The organism is Legionella maioricensis (assembly GCF_023618015.1).
Lineage (GTDB): Bacteria > Pseudomonadota > Gammaproteobacteria > Legionellales > Legionellaceae > Legionella > Legionella maioricensis.
Genome location: NZ_JAJKBJ010000006.1, coordinates 120502 through 142547, shown reverse-complemented (window position 1 = coordinate 142547; position 22046 = coordinate 120502). Strand labels below are relative to the sequence as shown.

The following is a 22046-nucleotide window of genomic DNA, read 5'->3' as shown; positions in this document are numbered from 1 at the left end:
TTTGCCCATTTAAGAAAATTAAGCTAGTCTCAAATCAATGGCAACATGAGGGATTAATTTACAGGAAAAAACGATGAAGGATTGCCATAAAAAAATGTCACTGCTTATTTTATTTTTACTCAGCCTATCCGCCTTTTCATCTCCTGTTTTTCCTCCTGTGGATCAAAATGGAGTAAAGCGAATTGATTTAGACGCTCAAAGTATCATTGAGGAATATATCAAAAAAACCCCGAGTACAAAATCCATGTATTTTAATCAACAAACCGGCCAATACGCGGAACAACGATTGGCTTTGCATCAAAAAATCATCACGGAAATAATACAGAACAAGCCCTGTGTTAATAAAAAACAGACCGTGGCGCTCTTTACCGCAGGATTAGCCGGTTCAGGTAAAACAACTTTCTTGAAAAAACATATCAAAGATATAAATCAGTATGTTCATATAGATGCAGATGAAATTCGAGAAAAATTACCTGAATATAAAGGCTGGAATGCAATTAATACCCAGGAGGAAGTGACTGATATTATTAATGAAGTATTCAATCAACTGGAGAAACACTGCGAAAACAACATCATTTATGATGGCAGCCTGGTCGGCCAGAAATATATAAATACCGCCATTCACTTTAAAAAATTAGGGTATAAAATTTACGTGGTCTATGTACAAATCCCCGTAACTGTCGCTAAGGAACGTACACTTAAAAGATATCAGAAAACGGGGCGATATGTGTCTGCTGATTTTATAATTTATGTTTCACAACGTATAGCCAATTCATTTACCAAGATGAAATCTTATCTGGACGGGTACGTCATTGTCGATGGGATAAGTGGCAAAATTATTGAGGAAAAGAATTTTAATCTTCCTAAGCAATCCCCCATTACCTCTACTGCTAATACCCCTGAGATGACGAAGGATTAGCTAAGCAAATCATCAATACTTAATTCATCATTCTCCAGTAACATCATCATCACTTGATTCAATCCCTGGGCTATTTGATCTTTACAGTATATTGTTAAGGGACCATTAATTGATAATCGATATTCATTATACTGATCTTTTGTAAAATACAGCCATAAAGCTTGATTACTTATAGGGCGATCCACGCTGCCATAATGATAGGGGATACTGGTATTAAGACCTGCAAAATTCATGTCTCTGGGGTCTTTGATAAAAAAACTTGCGGTAATGTTAATAAGTATTCTCAGCCTGGCTGGTTTTTGAAGTCGCAGCTTTAGTTTGAATAACTGATTGAGCCTATATTTGATTCGATAGTTTATTCTACGCCATATTGTCAGGCTCAAGGTTCTCAGATGGTAATCTATGACAATTGGATTAAGCCCGGTTTTTTTAAAATGTTTCATAAGAAATAATTTACTATATACATAGGTCAAATACTGACCAATTGATAATCGAGTGTCTCTTAACCCCGCAATCTTAATGGCTTGCGAACATTTCTGATAGGGTGCTGTTTTTAATAGTTGCTCTTCAATCGACTTGAGAAAATCAATGAATTTATATTTTTTATTTAAAGTAATATTGAGCCTTTTGTATTCTGTGAACAAGCCTATAACTGACTTGTAATGGCTGCCCTCTCTTCCACTGTGCAGTATCGTAATGGGTATTTTCTTTTGGCGACTAAGCTTATAAAAAACAATTTGGCATGCAGCAATTAAGCCAGTGCTCACATTAATGTTTTTTTCCTGGTGCCACTCCTTAAATTTTTCAATAAGGCGAGCATCGAGAGGGTAATGAAATAAATTTTTCGCTTGATTGGTTGCATCAGGCAAATGATGTGTCCGACCAAAACTCAAGCGTTGAAAACCTTTATTATAAACCCGCCAAAAATCAACTTTATCTTGCAGGTCTTGTTCATAATAAAAATTATTCTGTTTCACATAATCAAAATAGGTATAATTTTCGGGTACAGGAACAAGGCTATTCCCCAGAAGCAGGGTCTCGTAATTTTTTTTGAATTGCTCAAAGAGAGTTCGGTATGATGAATCATCGAGGATAATATGCGGAATCATGATGTGCAATTCATGCAAATCGTGATTCAACTTATAAAGATATATTCTAATCAGTGGTTGTTCGTTAAATGGAATAAGCTGTTTTATATTCTCAAAAAACACTTTGTTTAATACCTGCGGATTATAACTTGAAGAAATGTCTTCGTAGATTAAGTTGAACTGTCCCTGTTTTTTCAGTCTTTGGACTGGTACATCATCGTTAATGTTTATCCAAAAAACACTATTTTGCTTAATAGCAAAATCCATGGCTTGGGAAAGGTATTCTTTGTTGAGTTTACCGTGCAGTTGTAACTGCATCCCGCAGTTAAAACTACTTCCCAGTTTTCTGATTACCCAGAATACGTATTGAGTATCAGATAAAGGTATTTCTTCTTCGGTTGCATTTTCTGCTCCGTGAACCTCTCGTGCTTTTTCAAAAACAATGTGTAATTCATTTGCAATATTTCGTGCAATTTTTTCGATTCTTGGTTCATTAATAAAATACTCTATTGGCAAGCTAAGTGTTGGACATCGCAATTTATCGTGAATGCGGTTTCTAAGATCCAAAGACATCAGAGAGTCCATCCCCAGGGAGAACAGATCATTTTTTACTCCTACTTGTTCGGCGCTGGTTAACCCCAAAATATCTGCGGTAATATCGCATAATGTCTGGCTCAGTATGACAACACGTTCTTTATGGCTATGTTGTTGAAGAAAGGATAAAAAGAGCGGCTCAGTAGCTGTCGCATGCTTAACCTGATCGGATAATTCTATATATTTAGGCCTGTTTTTGAAATAAATATCCCAATGAATAGGGCATAATACAATTTGTGGTAACTGACTTTGCAATAACACATCAAGCACATCGATGTGCTCTTTGGCTAATGGTATGAAACCACGTCGTTGCAAAGAATCCATATTCTTTGCAGTCATCCCTAGAGTGTTAAACGCCCCCCAGTTAATCGCAATCGCTGGTAATCCCTGCTGTTGCCGTAGGTGTGCCAAGCCATCTAAAAAGCCATTGGCAGCGACATAGTTGGATTGTCCTCTGGAGCCGAGTATGGACGCAGAAGAAGAAAACAAGACAAACAAATCTAATTGAAGATTTTTAGTTAATTGGTGGAGAACCAAAGCGCTATCCATTTTTGCATTTAATACCTGTTGAAACGCGTCCTCATCCAGATTAACGATCAATTCGTCCCGAATCACCCCCGCAAGATGAAATACGCCTCTTAATGGTCTAGAGCTTTGCTCAATTTCCTCAATTATCTGTTTCATCTGCAGCAGGTTACTTGCATCAGCGGAATAATGCCTTACGCAAACTTGCTTTTTTCGGGCACTATCAATCAAGTCTTTTGTCTTCGTGGGACATTCGGAGCGACTGGTAATAATAATATGTTTCACCCCACTGCGAATGAGATAATCAATCAATGGCTCTGCCAAACCACCGGTACCGCCGGTAATAAGGTAACTGGCTTCTCTATCAAACAATACTTTGGGCTGCTCAGGATCGATAGGAATCTGTTTTCTCTTCAGTCTGGGTACATAGAGTAAATCCCTCGCCGCAAATTGGGTTTCAGTACTTGTCGTATTGAATAGATATCTTAACGCATCTTTCAAGGTACTGTTTGAGTCGAGGTCAATCGTATAATTTTTATTGAATTCAAGCTCATTTCTAAAGCTTTTCCAAAAAGAGCTGGCCATTGTATGGTAAGGGTTTACCTTATCGATGGAATTGTTATTAATGGCATAAGCGTTTTCTGTAACCAATATAAAGCTGGCAGGAAGTAACTTAAACATGCTTTGACAATAATGAAATAAATCATTGAATTGCTCTTGTTCATAAAGGAATACAATATTTTTATTCTCAACGTTCTCTAATTTATTTACATTATCTACGAGCTGATAACGAAGAGTTCCCATGACTTTTTTAGCTTTAATCTCATTTTTAGCAATAACCCAAAGATCCGCTATTTCCGCTGAGTTTAGTATATTTGAATTCAGTGGTTCCCACTCGATTTCATACAGATGATGTAAGACAGATTCATAGGAAATAAAGTGATTTTGCTGGACTTTCCTTAAGCGAAGTTCATCAATGCTACCAATCAGCAAACCTGAGTTGTCATAAAACAGTATATCAACACTAAGTTCATTCTCATGCTCAACATCACGTTTGGTGACATGAATCCAAACTGTTCTTGGAGCGTCTTGAAAAGTAGTCATCCGGGTGAAGGCATAAGGCAAATAAGTCGTATTCGCCTCATAATTCTTATTGATTAAAAAGATGCTTTGTATTGCACTTTCGAGCACCAGAGGATGATAATAATACCCTTGTTCCTCATTGGTTTTAGCCAATGCGACTTTGGTCAATACACTGCCTGATTTGACATACCCCTCTTGCAAAACCTGAAGTACATCTCCATAAAATAAAGGACTTTTCTTAAGACCGGCATAGAATTGTGAGATATCAACTGGCTTATCAAAAGATAGTTTCAGATCATTAATAGCGACAGATTCAGGCACCGATGAGGCCAGCTCGTGTATTTCCATTTCAGAAAATTTTTGCCACTGCTCGTTTTGTTTTGCAAAGAGCTCTATCTTGTACTGTTCGTTATTCCCTGGTTTGGCTTGTAGTTGAAAATCCTGTCCTTGCACCGGGTATAATGGCCGTTCAATATTAAATTGCTCTATACAAAAAGTATTACACTTCAATAGTGATTTGGCGGTCGCTAAACCTGATTCGATGTAAGCTGCTGCAGGAAAAATCACTTTTTCAAAAACGCGATACTGATTAATATAACTTAAACCGTCCACGTCCAGCTGATGACTGAACAAATACTCATCGCCTGGCATAGATAACATCTGCCCCAACAGAGGATGCATGATGTTCCTGATTGGACCATTTTCGCGCTTTTTTTCCAGCCAGAATTCAGCCCGATCAAACGAGTAGTTAGGTAATGCTACTTTAATCAGTCTAGGGCGATTGGTTTTGTAATAGGATACCCAATCTACTTTCTTACCTTGCAAATAATCAGTAACTAATAATTGAAGTTCCTTATCCTGCGGCAAATCAAGTAGATTATTTTTTCCATGAGAGGATGCGAACTCCCCTTTATGTAACAATTGGCTGGCTTCTACAACGTTCTCGGCTGCTACAGCCACCCGATAAGTATAGTGATCGCGGCAAGTCGCGGCGGTAAAGCACACGTCGTTAAAATCATCGGAGGTGGTTTCCAAATACTGCTGATAGCGTTTTACTAAATTATCTAAAGCAGCTTGGCTTTTGGCGGATAGAATCAGTACGTTCGCTTTGGCAGGCAGGTTTTCCCTTTGCATTTTATTGGCAGGAAACTCTTGAAGAATTAGATGCGCATTAGTGCCGCTAAAACCAAACGCATTAACCCCTGCGCATTTAAGTTTTGCCTCACTGCTCCAGGCAGTATTGTGTACTGCGATGCGGGTATCATTTATTTTTATATGGGGATTTAATTTATTGAAATTTAAATTCTTATAAATTGTTCCTTTTTGTAAACTGATAATTGTTTTAATAACGCTGGCAACACCAGCAGCGCTTTCAAGATGACCTATATTCGTTTTAACCGCACCAATATACAAGGGATTATCCTTGCCGCGCTGCGCTCCGTACACTTTATTAATGGCATGAACTTCTATGGGATCGCCTAAAGGAGTGCCGGTCCCATGCGCCTCGACATAACTGATATCCGTGCTGGATAACTCAGTTTGTTCCAATGCCATCATCATGACCTCTTCCTGGCTTTTGCCGTTAGGAACCGTTAAACCTGCAGACTTACCATCATTAGTGATTGCCGAAGCTTTGATGAGCGCGAATATATTATCCTTATCCCGTAAGGCATCTGTGGTTCTTTTAAGCAATAACACCCCACAACCCTCAGACCGCGCATAACCATCAGCATTTTCGTCAAAGGTTTTGCATTGACTCTCTGGAGATAAGGCTTTAGCTTTGCATAGATTGACGATGCTTTCTGGTCGTAATAACACATTCACACCGCCAGCCAGGGCCAAATCGATTTCTCGATTTTTTAAACTTTGACAAGCATAATGAATCGCAACCAGAGATGAAGAGCACGCCGTATCAATGCTTAATGCAGGCCCTTTGAAATCAAAGGTATACGCCACTCGTCCAGGTATAATATTCAACGCCTTGCCAGTAACAGCAAACATGCCCAGTTCATCGTTAGACAACCCTGCTTTTTCTAATTGAGAATAATATTCATGAGAGGTCCCTACTCCGGCAAAAACGCCGGTTAAGCTCCCGCGCAAAGACAGAGGCGGATAGTTTGCATTTTCCAAAGCCAGGTAACAATTCTCCAGAAAAAGTCGCTGCTGGGGGTCCATCAACGGTGCTTCACGGGGGCTGATGCCGAAAAAATGGGCATCAAAGCATTTGATATTCTCTATTAATCCCAGTTTATTGACGTAGGATTTTCCTGGTGCGTCTGGATTGGGATCATAATATTTTTTATTGTCCCAACGTTCGATGGGAATCTCCCTAATCCCACTCAACCCATTTTCGAGCAAAGTCTCAAAGGCAACAATATTGGGGGCATTAGGTAGTGAACAACTCATGCCTATAATAGCAATCGAGTCGTCCATGGATTCCGATGATGGCTGCAGCGCTTGCATTTTATTGACATTATTTTCGAGCTCAGACTCAATATATTTTGCCAGTTTGTTAATGGATGGATACTCAAAACCGGCAGTGACCGCCACGTTAAGAACGGGCTTTAGGGTTTCTTTTAGCCTGGTCGCCATTTCAGTTATCATCAATGAATCGAAGCCAATTTCAAAAAATCCACCGTCGTCATCTAAATCTTCTGTTTCTGGCAATCCCAAGATCTGTTTACAAATTGCAGACAACATGTTCTTGCAGGTAATAAACCTCTTCTCATGGTCAATCTTAAAGTACTCATTCAGCCACGGCGATATGCTTTCATCAATTTTGTGCTCGACTAAGGTCAGATCATTTGCCAAGTTTTGATAAAATGCCGGCAATGGCTTAGGAACAAAATCCAGCATGAACTTGAGGTATTCTGGGGATATAATTGTTGCATAGGTTAATTGGCTATGGATTAACTGGTTAATCAACGCACAACCTTGTTCATTATGAATTAGTGCCTGTTTTAAACCTTCATGGGCACGTTTTTCTGCCATACCCACTTCAGCCCAAGGCCCCCATTGAATTGCGGTGCCCGCCAACCCCAAACGGTGGCGCTCGGCAATCAACGCATCTAAAAAACTATTGGTCGCACTGTAGACAGATTCTTTATTGCTTCCAAACACGGAGGAAACAGAAGAGTAGACGACAAAAAAATCCAAATTGCAGTGCCGAGTAAGCTCGTGTAAATACCAACCGCCTTGTACCTTGGCAGAAAATAAATGATCAATGTCTTCGTCTTGATGCTCAAGCAATGGCGCATTAAGAGATGCACCTGCGGCATGAACAATGCCCTTTAATAAACCATCAACGTTACTCTCTGCTAACAAATGGCGCAGCTTTTCTTTATCGGTAATATCTAAACTAACGGTACGAATGACGCGGTCCGGATAGTGGGACTGAATTTTTTTTATACTTGCTTTTAATGAGGGCTTATCTACGTTTCTTGAGACAAGAATTAACTCTTTGGCACCAGATAATAACAAGGCTTGCGCGGTTACCAAGCCTAAACCGCCGCAGCCCCCGCTGATAAGGTAGCGGCCATCGCCGTGTAGCGCTCTCTCTTCGCCGTATAAAGTCGCTTTTTTTAAGCGGGAAACCAATCGTTTGCCATCACGATAGGCCACAACATGCTCATAGTGTGAGCCGTGATTATGATTCATTTCATTAACCACTTGCTTTGCATAATTTGCTTCATCGGTTTTATCCAAATCGATGAGAATGGATTTATACTGGGGTAACTCTAAAACCAAAGTCTTGCAAAACCCAGGGAGCATGCTATTACCAAGATTAACTCGGTTAACAGCAAGTTCTGCTATGGCATTGTGAGTCAGAACGATGAGTTGTAATTCAATTGCCTTGTGATTTAATACTTTAATCAGCGTCAATAACTGTTTTAGCGTTTTCTTTTGCAAATCAATAGAAGCATCGATATCTTGGGGTGAGGTTAAATCGAAACCTGCTGCAAAAATAATCCCATCAAGAGTGTCTAATGAATAGTTGTCGTCATCCCGAACAATGTGTAATCCCTGCTCGATAAAACCTGAAGCTAATTGCTTGGCGCCAATTAAAAGCCAATGATTGCCTTTTAGTTTACGATTTTGCTTATCAAAAGGCTGGTATTGCCATTCTAATTGGAAGCACCAGTCTTTAGGCACTGACACATCGCTTCGTGTTTCTTTATCATGCCAATAGGCTTTTCTATCAAAAGAATACAACGGCAAATCCACTTCATTGTACTGTCCCTTGCTTTTATCCAGCCGTATATTGGCTCCCGATAAATAATCCTCATAAATGTGCTTCGCATCATTTTCAGTTGTTTTAAGGTCTTTTTTTATGGTGACTTTTTTCAACTCATAATCTTGAGATTCAATTTTTTTAATTAAGTCCTCTTTATCTTTTGCAACGATGGCGCAGCGAAATCTGTAATGATCCCGACAATTGATTAGGGTATAACATACATCGCGCAAATTTACGGAGGATTGCTGCAAATAGCGCAGATAACTGACCATCATTTGTTGCAATGAGTGTTCGCTATTTGCTGAAAGGATAAAGCAGAGAGGCTCACTACTGTCAGCAGTTGCTGCCTTTAACACACCCTTTGGCGCCTCTTCAATAACAGCACTAACATTAGTGCCGGTAAAACCAAAATTAGAAACTTGTGCATACCTCTTTTTATTGGGATGTTCCGCGAAGGATATCGTTTTAACAGGAAAAAGAGCGGGGATACTCTCAGGGGTAATCGCGGGGTTAGGTGTTGAAAAATGTAAATTAGCGGGAATGGTTTCATTTTTCAAGGCTTCTATCACTTTAATAAGTGATGCAATACCTGATGATGAAATAGTATGTCCCAGATTACTTTTTAATGCACCGATAATCAGGGGCTTTTCTTTGGAATGATGCCCTTGGTGGATGTATTGAATGGCATTAAACTCAACAGAATCACCAACAACAGTACCTGTTCCGTGTGCTTCAATATAATCAATCTCACTGGCGGATAAATTAGCCTGTTCTAATACCGCTTGATGCATGGCAATTTGCGCTTCCAAATTAGGCGCAGCCATGCCCATCCCACCCCCATCTTGATTCATGACGATGCTTTTGATAACCCCATGAATGGTGTTGTTGTCTTTTATAGCATCACTTAACCGTTTAACAATAACCACGCCGCAACCTTCGCTACGAGCATAACCATCAGCTGAAGCATCAAAACTGCTGCATTGACCAACAGCAGATAGCATATTGGCCTTGGTTACGCCGATAAAAATTTCGGGACAAAGGCTAAGATGGACTCCGCCGACAATTGCCATGTCACATTGACGATTTCTTAATGCTGTGGTGGCTAAATACAACGCAGACAACGAAGAAGAACATGCCGTATCAACAGTAATACAAGGGCCTTTTAAATTTAGAAAATAACAAAGTCTTCCGGCTGCAGCACTATCCGCAGAACCAATATAGGTATAGGCATTAAATTTTATATGGTCTTTGTAATTGAGTTGGCTGTAGTCATGAGTTGAAATACCACAATACACCCCCGTGTTCGAATCTTTCAATGAATCAAGCCTTATATTGGCATGGTTTAACGCCCGAATGGATACTTCTAAAAAGAGACGTTGTTGCGGATCAATTTGTTTGACTTCAGTAGGGGTTATTTTAAAAAAGGGGGCATCGAATAACCGAGGATCATTTAAAAAGCCCCCCTTACGGCTCACTATTTTATCTTCTTTCTGTCTCGCTGCATCATAATATTTATTAATATCCCAGCGATTTTCAGGCACTTCTTTAATGGAAGTCTGTTTATTAATCAACATTTCATAAAATGCGTTTACATCTTCGATGTCCGTATTAACTCCGGGAAATTGACAATTCATTCCGACAATGGCAATGGGTTCATTCAGAATGTCTTTTATATTTTTTTCGTGCTGCATTATATTTCCCGTAAGTTACACCACAGTCTATTCCCTGCTTTTCTTTTGCAATAAATAACAGAGATATTTCTGCTGTCCATTAATAAATCCATTATATGTGACGGAGCCTTTCACCGCAGAGATATCGCGCACCGCTTGACGCCATATAGGAGAATAAGTTGCATTAATATGGGCTTTTCGTCTATCAGACAGATAAGTTAACGAATTAAGTACTTGAGGAGTAATATCACTGCGTTGAAGAACCTGCAATCCAGAGGCGCTAATATACTTATCCAACGCCTCCACCTCTGACGACTGGCGTATATCAGTAAAAGCCATATACCCATTGGGTCGAAGCACACGCCAAACCTCACTTAAAAAGTGTTCCATCGATGGATAGCAATGGGATGATTCCACATTGACAACAACATCAACACTATGGTCAGGAACAGGTAGAGCATCTGCCCGTCCCTGCATCCAGCGTGCGTTGGCACATTTAGAGTAGCGTTGACACAATTCAATTGCTTTTTCAGATAAATCAATCCCCAGATAGGAACGAGGTTTTTTATACTGGATTAAAAATGCACCGCCAGCCCCTTGCCCACATCCAACCTCAATAATGTCCTTGTCCTCTAAATCGATGTCTTTGACAACACGGTTATAGAGTTGAATGAAATATCGATTAGACTCATCCTGGGAATTTAAGGCTAAAGTAGTCTCATCCTGATATCCATAATTTAGAAACACACATTGTTTGGACTTGTTATTCGCGGCGAATTTATTGTACAACCATCGGATCAGTATCAGACGTAAATGAGGCGATAATTGCATTAAAAATCGATATATTTGTCTCAGCTTGCTTGCCTTCATTGTATTATCCGACTTAGATGATGAGCTTCCAGAACTTGGGCCTATGCTCACAATATGCTTTAATCGAAACAAGAGTAATCATGCACCAATACTGAGTTAATGACAAGATTCTTTCTCGGTTAAGCCTCTGATTTACTTGAATGTCTCGCTCAGTTTTAGCTTTTCAAAAGTACAGTCAATCTTACCGCCAATTATTTGTCAGCCTTTTTTCAGTCAGTCGATTTTAAGCACAAACTCATGAGAGATAATCATCGAGTGAATGTAATTAAGGCGATTTATCAACCAGGATGAGTTTCTCTATTATTTTTACTCAGACCAGCATTTTTTACTTTTCATAGTTATTATAGTCTATAGACCAAGCTTTGTTTCTCCAGGTGTCTGCGTCATGCACGAATATAATAATCTATCGCCTTGATGAGGCTCCTTTCCATGCATAAAAGTATAATTATCCACTATCATAAAGTCTCCTTTTTGCCAATTGAATACACAAGTATGATGTTGAATAATCCGCTTAATTTCCGCTATCTCATCAGATGAAAAAGCCTGCCCATTGCCATAATGACAGACCATGGGCAAGCTGTCTTTCAACATCAAATACCGCATAGCAATGAATTTATAAAAAGGTAGCGCCTTTAAATCGCTGTAGAGCAAATTTGAATAAAAATTTAAATATTCGGATGCGTTAAACCAAAGGATTTGATGAGTAACAGGATGTTTTAATGCCCCGGGTAATCGATTTAATAGAATTAAATCATTACTCTTGTTTATCCAACTCCAGTCGACTTCAGACTGAGCTAATTTTTTTTCTATGGTCTTTTTGTCCTCTGTACCAAAATACTCAGACCAACTGCGCACACTTTTTTCCCCTAGAATGTTTTTTAGCATGGAGTATTTCATGGTCTTACCGTGAAAAAACTGCTTATAGAGGACTCCATATTCAATAATCTTGTCTTGAGTTTTTTTAGGAATATCCCGCCATATAGCCGCGGCATTCGCAAACAATGTCCCACCCCGTTGTTCCGCAGGGGTAACGCAGCAAAAATAAATATGATTAGGGGGATTTTTTGATCTGGGTTTTTCATGATGAAGAGGCAAAAAAATATGGCCGGGAAAATCACTTGAAGTATATATTTCATTTGGCAATACAGTTCTGGGCAAATCGTAGTCTTTAGTACTACACCGACTACCAAGATCACAGGCCTCTATAGCTTGGGAAAAATACGCCTCATCCTGACAAGCAAAACCTCTAAATAAAACGGCACCATACTGATTGAGCTGCCCGATTATCTCGGCATGATGCTCAGAGATTAGGCTCAGTAAGGATGTTGGATTAACCGCCTGCTTATTAGAGGAAGCCACCACCATAGGCACGTTCATACCAGGAACAATGAGTGTCTCTAAATTCATTTTATCCTCTCTAAAATTGCATGGTCATTTTATAGCCTCTAAAAAAATGGGGCGTGTTTCATAATACAGCCTGCCTCCATATTTGCGCTGACAAATAGTTTGAAAAGCCTGTAACATCTCTTCAAGAAGCCCCTCAATACTCTCGGCAGGAAAGGTGTTCATAAACGGCATGGTGAGCAGTAAATTTTTAAAATAATTTATATTGGGAAAATTAACGGTGACCGTTTTTAAATTCAGTTTCACTTGTTTAAAGGGTAATTGATTAAGGACCGTAAGGACACGATAAAAATATTTTGTATGTTGGTAATTTGGATTAATAAACCGATCAGTTAAATCCTTGTAGCGATTCTGTTTTGCCAATTCATGCCAGACCTGCAAAATACTGTTATCAGAAAAAGAAGAAAAAACGGCATACACCCGCCCCCCCTCTTTCAATGCATGAAAAATATTAGGGAAAGACTCCTCAATACGAGTCCAATGCAAACACCAAAAAGACAGAATAAAATCAAATATCGGAGCACATTCAAATTCTTCAATATTGTGGACTTCAAAAGAAAGATTCTTTCGCGCCCAATGTAGATTCGCGTAACGGATCATCTCCTCAGAACTATCAATGCCCAAAATCTGACCGTGTTTCACCGTATTCGCCAACATACTGGTATATTGACCATCACCACAGCCAATATCTAAAACAGTTCCCCGTGGCTTCACTTTAAAACGTTTTCGAAATGCATCATTTATTTCACTCTGAAAATAGTTTCCAAGCACATATTGTTCAGGATCCCATGCCACATCATTCCCCATTCATTAAACTCTTTTCCAGCATCTACATACTACCTGCTGCGTCTCCAAAAGGAAAAATTATTTTCATTTAATGTATTAATAATATACAATCAATCGCTTAATAATCATTCAGGTAGCAACATGGCAAAACCAAAAGTTAAAAATTTAAGACAAAAGAAAGAAAGTATCAGATATTCTACCCCGGAACTGACTTGGCGCCCAAACCCCACCGATCCTTATATTTATGTTTCATTTTCCAATGAACAATTAGCTCAAATAGCGCCCATGGACCGAGATCCAATGGGTGTTGCCGAAATTACCCCGGAAATGATTAGTGAATATAAAAAAATGATTGAGGATGAGTATATCAGCAGGGGTATGCCCATACGCTATTTATCCGGAAATGAATCTCAAGAAGCATTAATGCAAAAAAATGTCGTCTATTTTAGCAGCATGAAATATACCGTTGCCGAACTTGAAAGAATAGGCGGTCCACTACGATTTGCAACGCGAAGGTTATTTGCAACCGATGAAGCAGGGCAAGAACGTGTGGCAGCAAGAATTATTCGGCTACCTCATTTTTCTCCCAATGATATGACAAAAAGAGCACACAAGCGTGGAGTCATTCATGAGATGTTTCATGCCTTTCCGGACGGTAAACATCATACCGCATATGTTCCTTCTGATATTGGTCCTTTTAGCAATGGTTTGGATTGTGAAGAATCAATAATGCCGTATGATGCTGATTGTGCTGCGGTTATGGACGTAGACCATAATGCTCCTTCGTTTAATGGAGACGTACACCAATATCTGGAAGCACGCGATCAAGCTCATCCAATAACCTTAGGTCCTGTGGACATTGCAGTGATAGCAGATTTTAAAAAAGAATGGCAAGATAAAAATAAAATCGCCAATAACGACTACGCGTCATCAATCCCTTATCCAGGAATGAGGGACCATGATGAGTTAATGCTTATAAACTCCGGTCAAATGAGCCGGAACGCATCGACTCAATTCCCTTTAACATTACCAGAGTCAATGACCACAACGACTTTAATGACACCGTCTGCACCCAATGATCTGGTCTCTTCTTTGTTGAATCTGGGATTATTTGCTTTGGCATCAATGGGTCTTTATACCTACAGCAAGGATCCGGTTCAAGTAAAAACAAGTGATTCATCAATGCAACATCCCGATCTGGAGCGTGAGGTTTCGGCACGAAAAATAGTCCTGCGCAAATTCAATATGTCTTTAGAGACGGCCTTAGAAAAATTATGCGGAACTAACCATAGCAAGATTAAAGATTCAGAACAGGCAGGCTTAGTGAAGTCAATGGTCATTGATGTCCTAAATGACGATGTGACTCGGGAAATAGGATTGGCATTTAATCGAGTAACGAATATAAAAAACAAAGAAAAACGATATGAGCGTTTAGTCCATTTAGCGCAAGATTGGCATGAGCAACAAGAGCAGCAACGTTTAGGATGCTATTAAAACTTAACTTGCAATAACCGATGAAAGCGCTTCTTTCTGAGCAAGGGATTCATTGGTAGGTGATAAGAACTTGGTGGATTCGGGCAGGCTGAAAAAAAACAGACCGTTTGTATGGCGCTTTGTATCCTCTATCCCTATTTCTGATGAGAACTTTTGCTTAGAAAGTTGCGTTGATTCACTACTGTCCTTATGACTCGCGACAGTATTGCCCTTCTCTGCTGATAAATTGGAGTCGTCCTTACCTTGTTTCTTCTCCAGCTCAATGCTGTGCCGACGGTGTAACTCTCTGAACTCAGCTTGAACCTTATTCAAAGGAGTTGCAAGCTCGGTCTGGAGAAACTGAGGCAGATTCGCAAAAATCCTGCTTATTTCCTTGACGAGCCCCCCTTTTGTTTCAATCTGGCTTATTAACTCCAACTCACGAACTAAAATTAAAAATAAATTAAAATCTTCATGAAATTGGCGTAACTGGATAATAGCTGCGGCATTCTCTGAGTACAGCATCTCATCTTCTTCCTCAAAGGCCTTATTCATAAGACTCCAAAGTATTGGACTTTTAAGTATTATCCCAATTAACGAGCTCGAATTCATAAACTCCATTTCGTTCAAACAAATTCTGGCAAGTTGGACACCGGGCATTGAAGAAAGTTTTTTTTCCAATTCTTGCAGAAATATCGGATACATGTCACTAAACACCTTCAAGTACTCTTTGAGCGCATCAAAAAGAAAATGAATGGCAGATGCCTTGGCAATCTCGGTTGAATTTTGAGTATTTTGTAATACTCTGATGGTAACCATAGCCTGGAAACCGGACTCCAATACCTTTTCGGCAATCTGCCAATATGCTTGTTGATAAGGCACTCTGTTTTCTTTATAAGAAGGCAAATGGGGAGTTAAATCGGTTGTTAAAGTAAAAAGACAACGGAGAAAATTACTTTCTGAATAAGGTAGAGTGATGCTTTCATTTGGTACAATAAAGCAAGCCTCATCAGCAGAGGACTTTAATCGCTCAACTTGACGTAACAAGCCATCCAGAAAAGAATTGAATTGTTGAGCCAATTGGGGGCGATCAATACTATTAAAATCAAATACGCTTTTCTCATCGGATGAAAAAAGTATGTATAACCAAGCGTTCATTTGCTCTGCAAAAGGAGTAATCATATTAACAGGTAAAGCAATAGCCGTGGGTAAACTTTCTACATAAGTAATCTGGGATAAATCTGATTGAGCTGAGGCGGCTGAAGAGTCCTGCATGACCGTAATTTTTTTTAATCGATCTTGTAAAATACCTGTCAAATCGCACGCAAACTGCTGGTAATTACCTCCTTCGCCAAAACTGATGTCATTAAACGACTCCATGCAGAGATAGTTAGCTAATTCTATTTTGGTCTTGCTATCTACTAAATCAGCAGGAAGTTTTCTTAGCACCGTGGAAATCATATCAACCAGCAGTGTTTCATTTACTTTTTGTTGGAAGATACGTGCCTGTTGCGCTATGGTTGGAAAAAGTCCTTTAATTTTCAGATAATTAAGAAAATAACCTTTGGTATATCCTTTAAGATTGAACCACCCTTGATACTCGAAAGGATACAAAAGATCTTCATTATTTTTTTTGTGTCCAAAATAACGAAAGGCCGCTCCCCAATCAATACGCGCAAATTGGATGAATAACATCTCAACTGCCGAAACGACATCCAGGCAAACCACATTTCCGCTATGGACGCTATTATCACCCAAGAGCAATGAAAACATTAATGCGATAGCAAGACCATAATATTGTCTTAATTGAGTCAGTGACAGGTAAAATTGAGGACCACAAAACATTTCCCACAGGGGATCTCGATCGGAACCATCTCGATAACCCGTACCAATGATTTTATATAACTCATTGAAGGAAACCTTGGGCTGAATAAGTCCGTAACTGCCATCATCAAATTGAATCAGTTCAGCACAAATCAACGAAGCATGATAAATAGGGTCAATCAATTTCCGGCGCATAAACTCTTGTAACAATAGTCCGGCGAATAATTCCGTGAATAACTCTTTAAGATCCTTGGGTTTTTTTACGAAAAACTCCAATCCATCCGGGTCACGGTAAAAACCATCCACTTTACCTTGATTTTTGCCACCCTTCTTATCTTCAACCTTAGTAAGTTCCTTGCCTTTATAAGTTAGCATTCCTGGCTCTAATAAGAATTCCCTTTAAAAACCATTATTATCACTTTTTAAACTTGTGAGAAAGATTTTCCAACACGATGATATTAGCTATAACCAGAGCAGAAAAAGAAAAAGAAAAAGAAAAAGAAATTGATTTTAAGGATGGCTCCATGCGTATTGTTCTTGTTCTAAACCGGAAATTACAATGGCGTTAAAACATTCATTTTTAGGTATAATGGCGGTTTTTCTGTGTATTACCTCATGGAGTGAGGCCCCCTGAAGAGGCGAAACATCATGGCGACTACATCAAATGAAATAAGCGAATCCATTGCATCTACATTAATTTCGGATTTGGTGCTCTATATCGCATCCTTTTTGGCACTTAGCGATATGTTACTATTGGGTACTGTATCAACACATTATGAAAAAATAATTGATAGATTATACCTCAATGAAGATTTTTGGAGGATTCAAGCAGAATCCATGTACTCAGCGAGTCAACTAAAACACATAACCAATTATAGCCAACTGTTTAAAGACAAACGTCGAGGTCAAGCAAAGATTACCCCATCATTTTTTAATGAAAAATTTAATTATGCAGACTCCAATTCATCGTTAACATCATTTTTTTCTACTCCAGATGATGTTTATTATCAGCTAGGAGAGCCAGTCTTTCCCATTAGTTTTAAGAGGTTCGGCGTTAAGAAAATCAAACGGGTAATAATGAATGATCAGGCTGAAATACTTTTAGATATGATTTCTGATCGTTTAAACCGGTTAATTATGTATTTTTACCTTGATGATTTCAGTCCAGAACAATTTCATCAAACTATTTCGCAGTTGTCTGATGTCTATTCAACTTACATTACCGCTGAAGAGATTAATTTCATCTATTTATTGCCTATAATTATGGATTCAAAGGCATTGAATTGTTTTGATTTACTTGTTAGGGCTTATTTTCCCTTATTTTTAGTCTATTTGAATGAACAGGGTGCGAATCCTCAATCCCAGAAACAATATGGCATCCATGTTGTCCTTGATATGGTTGTAAAAGCACAAGATGAATTGTTCTTAAATCGTTTTCTGGAGCTGTCGATACTCATGTTTCCACAAGAAGCGACAATTTCTTGTTTTGTGATTGCGGAATATCTCAAAGAGGAAAATTACGAGAAATATGTCACAGAAGCTTTTTTACTTGCCTCCGATATAAAGCGCACTGCGATTTTAGCAAGATTTCAACATATTAACCCCATAGGTAAAGAGTTAGCTTTTTTAAATGAGGTGATAAAATCAGAAACATCAACGTTAACATTAACCCCGTGATTTGTTGCCTACCCCATCATTCATTGGCAAAATAAATATTATATAATTTTATGTAGGTATTATCTTTTTCTATGTCGTCTATTAACGTATTGATACGCTCAATTAATTTTTTACTCTTGGGTAAGGCCAGGATTACGATCCCGTCGCCAATTGTAAATACGGGTCCCAATGATTTAAATTGCCCACCCCCATGTTCAACCCAATAATTTACTGATGAGCGATTAAGAAATGCCGCCGTTATTTTTTTACTGCTTAAATCAGCGAGTATATCCTCGACATCATTATATAACTTGATTTTAAATTGTCCTGGGTAACGCTCCAGTAAAAACTTATAGGACACACCACCATTAAGCGGATTTTGTAAAAGACCTATTGTCTGACCACGTAATTCCCTAATTGAATCAATTCGATTTTTTTTCTGAACTAAAAACTGCCCTTTACTTAACATATAAGGCAAACTGAAAATAAAATTAATTTTAAGGGAATAAGAGATAGGAATTCCTCCTATTGCGAGATCAATTTTTCCCTCTTGTAATTTCTTGTATAGTTCATTTATACCCATTGGCTTAAAGTCGCACCGCTCTTGCAAACGCTGGCAAAGTAAATGGGCCAAATCAATATCAAATCCATTACCAGGGGAAGAAATAAAAGGGGGCTTAAATATAAGAGTACCAATATTAATCGTGGAATTCCCCAACGAAGAGAAGAAGAAACACAAGGCTAATAAGAAAATTTTAACACGCATTATGTTCCACTCCTTTTTAAAAATTCCTAATTATTAATAATCCCTTTTTTATAGTCTATACTCAAACCCTGTTTGTTGCACAAACGGCAAACATAAATTGTTATGGATTGAGGTTGGCTCATTGTTTAACAGCAGATTGAAAAATTAAGGTAATGCAAAATGCCAGCTCATGGCTTTGGACAAACCTTCCAGCATGATTTCACCTCTGATGCTGTTTCCTTTAGCATTAACTCGTGGACTTAATACCACAATACCAGCTTTACCTGGAACCACAGCAATGGTGTAACCAGACACACCACTTTTTGCCGGCATCCCCGTTCTAACCATATGGGTACCCGTTTCATCATATAATCCACAAGTTGCCATAATTGCTAAAGTAATTTTACAGGTTTCAGCGGAGAGGATTTGTGCGCCGCTGTCTGGATCTCGTCCCCCATTGGCTAAAAGGGTAGGCAAAAAAAGCATCTGATCTAAATTTGCTTCATAGGAGCACAGTGCAAAATACAAATCCAGTGTCTCATGGACGTCTGTTCCAAGATTATTTCTACTTTTCAATAAATACGCGAGTGAGCGATTGCGATTTCCGGTTCTTTTTTCAGAAGCAAAAACCAGGGGATTAATGCTCAGTCGTTGATTAAATAATTTTTGCACCCAATGTTCCAACCATCCGAATTGTTGTTCACCGGTGCCTGGAATACGCGAGCATAAGGTGATGGCGCCAGCATTGAGCATGGGATTTGACGGCTTGGGGCCAAATTGCTCCAAACGGGTGATCGAGGCGAAATCATCACCTGAAGGTTCAACTTTAACCCATTCAAACAATTGCTCGGCACCTAATTCTTCAAGTAACCCAATCAAAGGGATCATCTTGGCAGTACTTTGCAAAGTTACTGGCTGGAGCAGGTTATTGCTATAAGAAAGAGGATTCTCCCCCAATGGTTGCACAGCAATTGCGGTTAACTCCTGATTAACATTCGCCAGTTCAGGAATATAATCTGCAGTCTTACCCTCTTTATTTAACTCGGCAGCATGCACTAGATCTTCTAACAAACTAATTGTAAGCAATTTTGATGACATAGGACCATTCGATTGAAAAAGGGGCTATTATGTTAAATTTAGCACATTAAAACAAATATTTTATTTTGAAGAAGCAATCCAAAACATGTTAAGAGAGAAAAACACTACGCTTCGTTTATCCCCTATCATCCCCCCTTTCACAGCATCAAATGAATGGCTAACCCAATAGCTTTAATAAATTTTACGCAGATAAGACTTTATTAATTAGCTGATCTACTCATCCTTAATGTTCGCATAATATTCCAATAGTATAATTAATGGGATTTTAATGAAGGGGACTCCAGAATGCCTCATCAAGATACCATCCTAACTCGTTCTGAGAATGGCCAGGGTAATTATTTTCGTCTAATCGCCAAGTTAACGTGGGGGCAACGACTTGCTCGTTTTTGCCTCAATGTAATAAAAACCCCTGTCAACATTTATCAATGGACTATGGGACGTTTATTTACTCATGTAATCATTAATCCCCTGCTGCGCAAAGAAGAAAGGCAGGAGACGCTTCTGCTTCAGAACCATCGACATCCCGATCCTTTATTTGCTAGCCAAGATGAGATGGTCGTCATTAATGTTTCATCAAAAAAGAATATTTTGCTTAGAACCTTTTTGAATTGGCATAAGTTTTTTGAGAGCAAAACAATATGGGGAGGAGTCGTTTCGCTTTTCTCCCAGCTAATTAGTCTATTCCCCAAAATTACAAGCAATGTGGAACATTATATTGACCGTATTGTAGATGATGTAGAAAACCAAATTATTGGCGATAAACAAGACGCCCCCCTCCAAGCCTCCCAAATTCTTTTCCGCGGCTTAGAAAATCTTAAGCCACAACAACGCGAAATTTTTTATGCAAAATTGACTGAGCGCTTTGGATATGATTTTCGTCAAAACAAAAAATATATAGATTTTTATACCCTGCAAACTGAGGATAATGCCTTACTTGATTCTGTTGAGGTTCATGCGAAGAGTGCCTTAGAGAAAAGCATGGCAGAACGTCGTTTTATTATTTCATGCATGCCGCGCAGCAATAACTATATTGATTGGCTCAAACAATATCGTTGTCTGGCAAAAGAACTTGATGTTTCAATTATTGCATTTAATTATCGGGGAACAGGATTATTAAGCAAGGGCATCATTTATAATGAAAACAGTCTCCATGAAGATACTTATGCTCAAGTACAACGTTTACTTAAGATGGGTGCAAAACCTGAAAATATTGCCTTAATGGGAGAATGTTTAGGCGCTAATGTAGCCACCTACACTGCAGGAACCCTTCATCAACAAGGTCTTCCTGTTAAGTTATATAATGCGCGATCTTTTCGCTCCTTGACCAGTCTTATCGAAGGACATATTCTGCCTACTGCAGATGATTCTAACTTGCATCCTAAGACTTGGTTAAAATGGATAGGATATGGCATTTTTAAATTGGTGTTCCATCCTCTTTTGCTGAGCACCGGTTGGACGTTAAACGTTGAGAAGCAATTTTTGGCAATTCCTCCAAAAGACCGGGATTTCCTTGTCGTACGCTCAAAGAAAGATGCAGAGGGCAAACGCTTTGCGGATGACTTAATGGTTCCCCATAATCATGCCTCTATCTATTCTCTAGTAAAAGAACAGCGCAAATTGATCTTAGAAAAATTAAATAATGGTGAAGAAATTTCAGACGATGACATTGAGTGGCTATGCGACACCCCTGCAAATCATAAGTTTCATGTTTCATCGCTCTTGCATGAGGGGGCTGCTCGTGCAAATGGTCACACTTCCCAAGCTCAACTTTTGGTACCAACGTATCCAGGAAGAAGCGTCGTGCCAGATGGGCGGGAATATGCAATAGGCTTTTTCCGTCGCGTATGGCCTCATCAACCCACCTGCCATCCTGCGGAAACTCAAATGGTTGAAGAAAGTAACTATCAAAGCCAATTAGTGTACTAAACTGAACTGACTTATATAACATTCATTATCATAATATTTCGTATTAATTGCTGGGCTTTTAGCCCAGCCTACCACTAAGGACTATTAAAAAGTGAGAAAAAAATTGAATGTTCCTCATGTATATGATTTATCAGACCTTGTACTCTCGTGT

At 39.0% G+C, this 22046-nt stretch carries 11 protein-coding genes; 4 read left to right on the top strand and 7 right to left on the bottom strand.

Annotation, left to right across the window (positions count from 1 at the left end; genetic code table 11):
• The first annotated feature begins 73 nt into the window (after positions 1-73).
• Positions 74-919: a zeta toxin family protein gene (locus LOX96_RS07250; RefSeq protein WP_250420935.1), complete on the top strand. Its 846-nt coding sequence runs from the start codon at positions 74-76 to the stop codon at positions 917-919.
• Here the strand turns inward: LOX96_RS07250 and LOX96_RS07245 are convergent.
• From LOX96_RS07245 to LOX96_RS07230, 4 genes are all read right to left on the bottom strand, one after another.
• Positions 916-10134, bottom strand: a complete 9219-nt coding sequence (locus LOX96_RS07245) for an SDR family NAD(P)-dependent oxidoreductase (RefSeq protein ID WP_250456357.1) — start codon at positions 10132-10134, stop codon at positions 916-918. The genes LOX96_RS07250 and LOX96_RS07245 overlap by 4 nt on opposite strands.
• A 27-nt stretch (positions 10135-10161) precedes the next feature.
• Complete coding sequence (locus LOX96_RS07240) at positions 10162-10983, bottom strand: class I SAM-dependent methyltransferase (protein WP_250420933.1); 822 nt, start codon at positions 10981-10983, stop codon at positions 10162-10164.
• Positions 10984-11331: 348 nt separating this feature from the next.
• Positions 11332-12390, bottom strand: a complete 1059-nt coding sequence (locus LOX96_RS07235; protein ID WP_250420932.1) for a TauD/TfdA family dioxygenase — start codon at positions 12388-12390, stop codon at positions 11332-11334.
• A gap of 24 nt (positions 12391-12414) precedes the next feature.
• The gene (locus tag LOX96_RS07230; RefSeq protein ID WP_250420931.1) at positions 12415-13194 is read right to left on the bottom strand and encodes a methyltransferase domain-containing protein; all 780 of its coding nucleotides are present in this window, start codon (positions 13192-13194) and stop codon (positions 12415-12417) included.
• A 120-nt stretch (positions 13195-13314) separates the two neighbouring features.
• On the opposite strand from LOX96_RS07230, the gene LOX96_RS07225 reads away from it, so the two are divergent.
• The gene (locus LOX96_RS07225; protein WP_250420930.1) at positions 13315-14667 is read left to right on the top strand and encodes a hypothetical protein; all 1353 of its coding nucleotides are present in this window, start codon (positions 13315-13317) and stop codon (positions 14665-14667) included.
• A gap of 3 nt (positions 14668-14670) precedes the next feature.
• Here LOX96_RS07225 and LOX96_RS07220 read toward each other — a convergent pair whose 3' ends face one another.
• Positions 14671-16845 (bottom strand): LepB GTPase-activating domain-containing protein, encoded by a 2175-nt coding sequence (locus tag LOX96_RS07220; protein ID WP_250420929.1) that lies wholly within the window; start codon positions 16843-16845, stop codon positions 14671-14673.
• Positions 16846-17118: 273 nt separating this feature from the next.
• Between LOX96_RS07220 and LOX96_RS07215 the strand changes: the two genes are divergently transcribed.
• Positions 17119-18147: a hypothetical protein gene (locus LOX96_RS07215; protein WP_250420928.1), complete on the top strand. Its 1029-nt coding sequence runs from the start codon at positions 17119-17121 to the stop codon at positions 18145-18147.
• A 16-nt stretch (positions 18148-18163) separates the two neighbouring features.
• On the opposite strand, the gene LOX96_RS07210 is transcribed toward LOX96_RS07215, so the two are convergent.
• Positions 18164-18892, bottom strand: coding sequence for a transporter substrate-binding domain-containing protein (locus LOX96_RS07210; protein WP_250420927.1), 729 nt, complete (start codon positions 18890-18892; stop codon positions 18164-18166).
• A gap of 144 nt (positions 18893-19036) precedes the next feature.
• Complete coding sequence (glsA, locus tag LOX96_RS07205; protein ID WP_250420926.1) at positions 19037-19969, bottom strand: glutaminase A; 933 nt, start codon at positions 19967-19969, stop codon at positions 19037-19039.
• 285 nt (positions 19970-20254) lie between these two features.
• On the opposite strand from glsA, the gene LOX96_RS07200 reads away from it, so the two are divergent.
• Positions 20255-21895 carry an alpha/beta hydrolase gene (locus LOX96_RS07200; protein ID WP_250420925.1) on the top strand — a complete coding sequence of 547 codons (1641 nt, stop codon included), beginning with the start codon at positions 20255-20257 and terminating at the stop codon, positions 21893-21895.
• Positions 21896-22046: the final 151 nt, after the last annotated feature.